Source organism: Burkholderia sp. Ac-20379, assembly GCF_017104645.1.
GTDB lineage: Bacteria > Pseudomonadota > Gammaproteobacteria > Burkholderiales > Burkholderiaceae > Burkholderia.
Window position 1 is genome coordinate 1 of sequence record NZ_JAAGPF010000364.1, and the last position, 6859, is coordinate 6859.

Annotated in this window: 7 protein-coding genes; 4 read left to right on the plus strand and 3 right to left on the minus strand. The window is 69.8% G+C overall.

The features are described 5' to 3' along the window. The coding region (locus G3N92_RS28965) for a LysR family transcriptional regulator (protein WP_206131006.1) at window positions 1-529 on the minus strand (529 nt) is incomplete at its 3' end. Window positions 530-658: 129 nt separating this feature from the next. Between G3N92_RS28965 and G3N92_RS28970 the strand changes: the two genes are divergently transcribed. Both G3N92_RS28970 and tssA read left to right on the plus strand, forming a co-directional pair. Next, a complete protein-coding gene (locus tag G3N92_RS28970) occupies window positions 659-1261 on the plus strand; it encodes a LysE family transporter (RefSeq protein ID WP_206131007.1) in 603 nt (200 codons plus the stop codon). A gap of 109 nt (window positions 1262-1370) precedes the next feature. Continuing rightward, window positions 1371-2519, plus strand: a complete 1149-nt coding sequence (gene tssA, locus G3N92_RS28975) for a type VI secretion system protein TssA (protein WP_206131008.1) — start codon at window positions 1371-1373, stop codon at window positions 2517-2519. Between the two features lie 26 nt (window positions 2520-2545). On the opposite strand, the gene G3N92_RS28980 is transcribed toward tssA, so the two are convergent. Further along, window positions 2546-2791: a hypothetical protein gene (locus G3N92_RS28980; protein ID WP_206131009.1), complete on the minus strand. Its 246-nt coding sequence runs from the start codon at window positions 2789-2791 to the stop codon at window positions 2546-2548. A 278-nt stretch (window positions 2792-3069) separates the two neighbouring features. Here G3N92_RS28980 and G3N92_RS28985 point away from each other — a divergent pair, with 278 nt between their 5' ends. Further along, window positions 3070-3885 (plus strand): HpcH/HpaI aldolase/citrate lyase family protein, encoded by an 816-nt coding sequence (locus G3N92_RS28985; RefSeq protein WP_206131010.1) that lies wholly within the window; start codon window positions 3070-3072, stop codon window positions 3883-3885. A gap of 91 nt (window positions 3886-3976) precedes the next feature. Continuing rightward, window positions 3977-5413, plus strand: coding sequence for an aldehyde dehydrogenase (aldA, locus tag G3N92_RS28990; protein WP_206131011.1), 1437 nt, complete (start codon window positions 3977-3979; stop codon window positions 5411-5413). 73 nt (window positions 5414-5486) lie between these two features. On the opposite strand, the gene G3N92_RS28995 is transcribed toward aldA, so the two are convergent. Beyond that, window positions 5487-6859 (minus strand): alginate export family protein (locus G3N92_RS28995; RefSeq protein WP_206131012.1); only part of this gene is annotated, 1373 nt, incomplete at its 5' end.

Consider the following 6859-nt stretch of genomic DNA (forward strand, 5'->3'; position numbering starts at 1 on the left):
CGATCGGGTGCGGCCAGCCGGGCGCGCATACCGGCCCGATCCGCTCCTCGAACAGCGCGACGGCCTCGATCTGGCGCGGCCACGCGCGCCCGCTGACGATCAGCGCATCGACCACCTGCGCCTCCAGGTCGGCCAGCGCCGCGCTCGTCTGCAACCGCACGCGAAGCTCGGGATGCGCGGCCTCGAAGCGCTCCAGGCGCGGGATCACCCAGTTGGCGAGCAGGCTGCCCGGCGCGCCCACCACGATCTCGGCCGCCTCGCCCGGCCCGGCGATCTCGGCGCAGCGGCTCTCCAGCAGCGCCAGCGCGCGATCGGCGGCGTCGTGCAGCGCCAGCCCGGCCGCCGTCAGACGCACGCCGGACGCATGGCGCACGAACAGCGGCTTGCCGAACCAGTCCTCCAGTTGGCGGATCTGGTGGCTGACGGCGCCGTGCGTGACGCACAGTTCCTCGGCCGCGCCGGAAAAGCTGGCGCGCCGGGCGGCGGCGTCGAACACGCGCAGGGCATTGAGCGGAGGCAGGCGGCGCATCGGATCGGGTTCGACGTTGGAGTGTGAATTTTCCTCACGGCATTCTGCGAGAAATCCTCGCTATTGCAAAGTTTTTATCATCCCTAGACTGCAATCCATCTCATAGCTTCCTTTCGATGGACCGCTGCCATGCCGCCCAGCCTCGCCCCGCTCCTGCCCTTCGTCGTCGTGGCCTTCTCGATGTGGGCCACGCCCGGGCCGAACAACATGATGCTGATGGTGTCGGGCGCACGCTTCGGCCTGCGCCGCACGCTGCCGCAACTGTTCGGGATCCTGACCGGCACGCTGCTGCTGAGCACGCTCGGCATCGTGCTGCTCGAGCCGGTGATCGCCGCGTGGCCGCGCAGCGTGCTGCTGCTGAAGCTGGTCGGCACGGTGTGGCTGGTACGGATCGGCTGGCGCATGGCGCACGCGCGCCTCGGCGACGGCCCCGGCGGCGACGCGCAACCGATGCGCTACCTGCCCGCCACGCTGTTTCAGTTCACCAACCCGAAGGCGATCACCGGCACGGTGGCGCTGGCCTCGCTGGCGCTGTCGGCCACGCAGGCGAACCCGTGGCTGCCGGCCGCCGCGCTGCTGACGGCGGCGCCGCTCTGCCTCGTCGCGAACGGCGCGTGGGCGCTGGCCGGGCGCAGCCTGCGGCGTTGCCTGTCCACGCCGCTGCGCTGGCGCGTGTTCACGCTCGGCACGGGCTTCGTCACGGCGGGCTGCGCGGTCTTTCTGTGGACCTGAACGCGGGGGGCAGGCGCGGCGCTAACGCCGCGCCACCGAACTGGCGTAGCATCGACGCGATCCTGCGTTGCCTTCCCTATCGTCCCCCATCGCCACCACGGAACGACCGATGACCGATTCGCCTTACGCCCGCGCCGACCGCTATTTCACCGAACACTACCGGCTCGATCTCGACACGCTGCTGGCGCCGATCGACGCCAGCGCCCCGAGCGGCCGCTCGATGCGCGAGACGCGCTACTACGCGGCGCTGCGTCAGGCGCGCATGCAGGACGACTTGTCGTTGCCTGCCGGCGTATGGGTCGTGCCGCAACACAAGCGGGCCGACTGGATGAAGGCCGGCATGCTGGCCGCCAGCATGTTGGCGCATCAGAGCAAGGATCTGCAATTGCTGACCTGGCTGTTCGAGGCGCAGCTCCATCAGCACGGCTTCGACGGCGTGGCGCCGCCGCTCGTGCTGCTGCGCGAAACCTGCGCGCGCTTCTGGGACACGATGCTGCCCAACGATGCCGACGACGATTTCGAGCAGCGTGAGGCGCTGCTGCGCCTGATGGACGAAAAAAGCCTCGCCACGCTGCGGCTGGTCACGCTGGTGGAATGCGAGGGGCGGCCCGCGTTCAGTTGGGCCGATTGGGATCGGGCGGTGCGCGACGACCAGGCTTACCGGGCCGGCCGCCATGCCGCCGACACCAGCGCAACCAGCCTGCCCGAGTTGCAGTTCACGCTGGGCGCGGCGTCCACCGAATCGCTCGCCGCGCGGCATGCGGTGCTGGGCGACGGGCTGGCCGCGCTCGGCGCGTTGCGCGAGGCGCTGGCGGCGCACCTCGGGCAAGCCAAGCCCCCGCTCGGCCGCTTGTACGCGCTGCTCGAACAGATCCACGTGTGGCTGGGCGCGGCGTTGCGCGAGCGCGAACCGGGCGGGATGAAAACGGAGACGGAGACGGCGGCGGAAAACGTTGCGCCAGCAACGGTGGCCGCGCCGGCAATGCCGGCAATGCCGGAAACGGCCGCGCTCGCGAACGCCGACCTCGCCGCCGACCTGCAGCGCGCCCGCACCGACGCCTACGCCCGCCTCGCCGAGATCGCCGAATTCCTGATGCGCATCGAGCCGCACAGCCCTGCACCGTATCTGGTGCGCACGGCCGTCGAGTGGAGCGCGCTGCCCACGCCCGCGCTCTACGACAAAGTGTTCGTGCAGATGAACGGGCAACTCGATTTCTTCGCGATGCTCGGCATCGCAAGGCCGCACGACAAGGCCTGAGCGCGGCTACCGATGCGTCAGGTACGTCAGGCCGCCACGCCGGGCCGGGCAAGCCGCCACACCGTGCGATGACCCAATTTCACCGCGTCCAGCACGCCGCGCCGCGCAAGCAGCGCCAACGCAGCCTGCGTCGCGTCCAGCGTCGCATCGAACGCCTCGCCGCCGAGCCACCATTGATGCACGCCCTCGGTCGTATCGGCCGAGGCCGGGCGTTCGCATAGGTAGCGCTGGATGCGTTCGGCAATCGCTTCGATCGAGGCTTCGTCGTTCATGAATGCGTGGCCCGAGGCCGGTTGTCCGTTCGACCGCGAGCTTATCGCAGCCAGCCCGCCCTGAAAATGGCATGCCGCACCCGCCCGGCAGGCGCGCGGCTTGCTGGGCGTGCGTTTGCCGCGTGAATCCGCCCGCCTCGCCCGCCGTCCCCCGGGCTGCCGCGCCCGGAAATTCCGCGCGCGCCACGCCACGAATCCTCAGTACGGCGTAGGATCGTAGCGCCGTGCCGCGCCGCCCGGCGCCTTTCGCAGCCCTCATCGATTCCCGGAGACACCGCATGCCATCGTTGCCCCCGCTCGACAATCCGTTCAAACACGCACTCGCCGCCCACACGCCGCAACTCGGCACCTGGAACAGCTTCGCCAGCAGCTACACCACCGAAATCATCGCGCAGACCGGCTACGACTGGATGCTGGTGGACGGCGAGCACGCGCCGAATTCGGTCGACACGATTCTTCGTCAGTTGCAGGTGCTGGCCGCCTACCCGACGCGGCCGGTGGTGCGCACCGTCGATCACGATCCGGCGCGCATCAAGCAGTTGCTCGACATCGGCGCGACCACGCTGATGGTGCCGATGGTGGAGACGGCCGAGCAGGCCGCCGCGCTGGTGCGCGCGATGCGCTACCCGCCGGGCGGCTTTCGCGGCATCGGCGGCGCGCTGACGCGTGCGACGCGCTGGGGCAATGTCGGCGATTACCTGGCGCGCGCCGAGGATGCACTGTGCCTGACCGTACAGATCGAATCGCGCGCGGGGCTGGAGAACGTCGAGGCGATCGCCGCCACCGACGGCGTGCACGGCCTGTTCATCGGCCCGGCCGACCTGTCGTGCGCGCTCGGCCACCCCGACGACGCGGGGCACGACACCGTGCAGCAGGCGATCCGCCACATCATCGACGTGTCGCGCCGCGCCGGCAAGGCCGCCGGCATCCTCGCGCCGGCCGAGGACGCGGCGCGCCGCTACCTGGAATGGGGCGCAAGCTTCGTGGCCGTGGCGATCGACATCGTGGCGCTGCGCGACGCGCTCGACGCCGCGCTGGCCCGCTTCCGCCCGAAGCGCGGAGCCGCGAGCCCCGGCACGAACGGCGCCTACTGATTCCCCCGGTTTCCCCGATTTCCCCGCCCGGCGCGATGCCCAAGCCGCCGGCGACGCAACGACATTTCCCGATTCCAGCCAGGAGACGACCATGTCCAGCACCCCGACGCAGCACCAGCACTACATCGACGGCGAATTCGTCAGTTCCACCGAGCATTTCGAAGTCCGCAACCCGGCCACCGGCGCGGTGCTCTCGCACGCGCCCGTGGCGAGCGAGGCCGACCTCGGCCGCGCGATCGAGGCGGCGCGGCGCGCGCAGCCGGCCTGGGGCGCACGCCCGGCCATCGAGCGCGCCCGCTTCCTGAACGAGATCGCCGGCCTGCTGCGCGCCGACGTGGCGCGGCTGGCCGACACGATCGTCAGCGAAGGCGGCAAGATCCGCGGGCTGGCCGAGGTCGAGGTCAACTTCACGGCCGACTACCTCGATTACATGGCCGAATGGGCGCGCCGCATCGAAGGCGAGATCATCCCGAGCGACCGCGCCAACGAAACCATGCTGCTGTTCCGCAAGCCGATGGGCGTGGTGGCCGGCATCCTGCCGTGGAATTTCCCGTTCTTCCTGATCGCCCGCAAGATGGCCCCGGCGCTGATCACGGGCAACACCATCGTCATCAAGCCCAGCGAGGAAACCCCGAACAACTGCTTCGAGTTCGCCAAGCTGGTGGCGAAAACCGCGCTGCCGAAGGGCGTGTTCAACGTGGTCAGCGGCAAGGGCGACGTGGGCGGCAAGCTCAGCGCGCATGCCGGCGTGGACATGATCAGCTTCACCGGCAGCGTCGCCACCGGCCAGCGCATCATGGCCGCCGCCGCGCCGAACCTCACGAAGCTGAACCTGGAGCTGGGCGGCAAGGCCCCGGCCATCGTGCTGGCCGACGCCGATCTCGAGCTGGCCGTGAAGGCGATCCGCAATTCGCGCGTGATCAACACCGGGCAGGTCTGCAACTGCGCCGAGCGCGTCTATGTCGAGCGCAAGGTGGCCGACGCGTTCATCGAGAAGATCAGCGAGGCGATGCGCGTGACGAAGTACGGCGATCCGGGCGCGGACGCCTCGGTGGAGATGGGCCCGCTGATCAATCAGGGCGGCCTGGACAAGGTGGCGGCCAAGGTGGCCAAGGCTGTGGAGCAAGGCGGCACGGTGGTGACGGGCGGCAAGCTGGCCGACCTGGGCCGCGGCTTCCACTACGAACCCACCGTGATCGCCGGCTGCCGCGAGGACATGGCGATCATGCGCGAGGAAATCTTCGGGCCGGTGCTGCCGATCCAGATCGTCGACGATCTCGATCAGGCCATCGCGCTCGCCAACGACTGCGAATACGGCCTGACCTCGTCGGTCTACACGACCAACCTGAACAAGGCGATGCACGCGATCCGCGGGCTGTCGTTCGGCGAGACCTACGTGAACCGCGAGAATTTCGAGGCGATGCAGGGTTTCCACGCCGGCGTGCGCAAGAGCGGCATCGGCGGCGCGGACGGCAAGCACGGCGTGTACGAATACACGCACACGCAGGTCGTTTATCTGCAGACCTGAGCGAACGCCCGGCATGGTCGACGGTAAAAACGACGGGACGGCACACCGTGCCTCCCGCCGTTTTTTCGTCGGCTCACCAGCCGAATTTCGCTTCCACGCCGAGATAATCGGCATTGCGCGCGCCCATCGCGCGCAGCGAATCGCCCACCACGAAATGCACGCCCTCGACGGCGAGCGCGACGTTGTCGGCCACCAGCCAATCGGCGCGCACCTGCGCGTACATCCCCGTCCACAGATCGCCGTGGCCGGCCGTGCCCGGCACGGCGGCCATGCCCTGCCCGTACACCGAATCCGCCGTGGTGGCGCGCCACTGGAAGCCGAGCGCGGTCAGCAGCGTCAGCTTCGGCGTGAGCTTGAACGTCAGCGACGGCTTCACGTGGATCAGGTTGCTGTAGCCCGCATAGCCGGCCAGCGTGAAGTAATAGCCGTTCGGAAACAGCGGGTTGAACGTGCCGAGATGGCCGTCGCCGGGGTGACGGTCGCCCGAGGCGCCGTCCACCTGCAGGCCGATGCGCGGCGTGCCCGGCAGCGCGGCCAGCGTATAGCCGCCCAGCGCGCCGAACGCCCAGGCGCCCACCGTGCTCGCGCCCACCCGGCCGGTCTGGCCCATCGCTTCGATGTCCCAATCGAACGGCGCGCTCTTGCCCGCGTAGCGCGCGTCGAACACGTCGCGCCGCTCGTTGCCCTTCGCGTCGCCGAAGCTCGCGCCGTCGCGCTCGTAGCGCGACCAGTACGCCGACAGATCGCCGGGGCCGAAGCCGGTGCGCTCGATGCGCACGCCGCTGAAGCGCAGGTGGCGATTCGAGACATCGTCGAACGTGTTCACGTCGCGATACTGCACCGGGCGCGTCACGTAGCCGATATAGCGCCACTTGCCCAGCTCGTAATCGGCCCACACCGCGTCGAACGCCTGCCGCACGTTCGGGCCGTCGCGCGTGGCGATGAAGCGCTGCAGGTCGAACGCCATCTCCTGCCGCCCGACGCGCGCCTTGAACGTGCCCGCGCCGAGCTGCCCGACGTAGGCGACGAACGCCTGTTCGAGATCGAGCGGATTCTTGTCGACCGGCGAAACGGCGTTCTTGCCCCAGACGCGCGCGTCCTCGAACTGCACGAACGCCTGCACATGCGGGCCGAAACGCGCATCGGCGTGCACCTGGGCGCGCTGGATCAGCCAGCTGTCCGCCTTCGCGCTGCCGAGGCCGAACAGCGGCGTGTTGTTCAGCTCGAAGCGCTCGCGCAGGTTCGCGCCGAGCGACAGATACCAGGCCGGATCGCTGCCGAGCGGGATGTATTTGAGCGCGTCGAACGGCCGGCGCGGCACGCACGGATCGGCGAGCACGCCCCAGTTTTCCTGCCAGCGGTTGAAGGCCGGCAGCGGCCGGCTGGCGGTGCAGGCGGCGGCCGGGGTGGTTGCGGCCGCAACCGGCGCCGCGTCGGCGGCGCGCG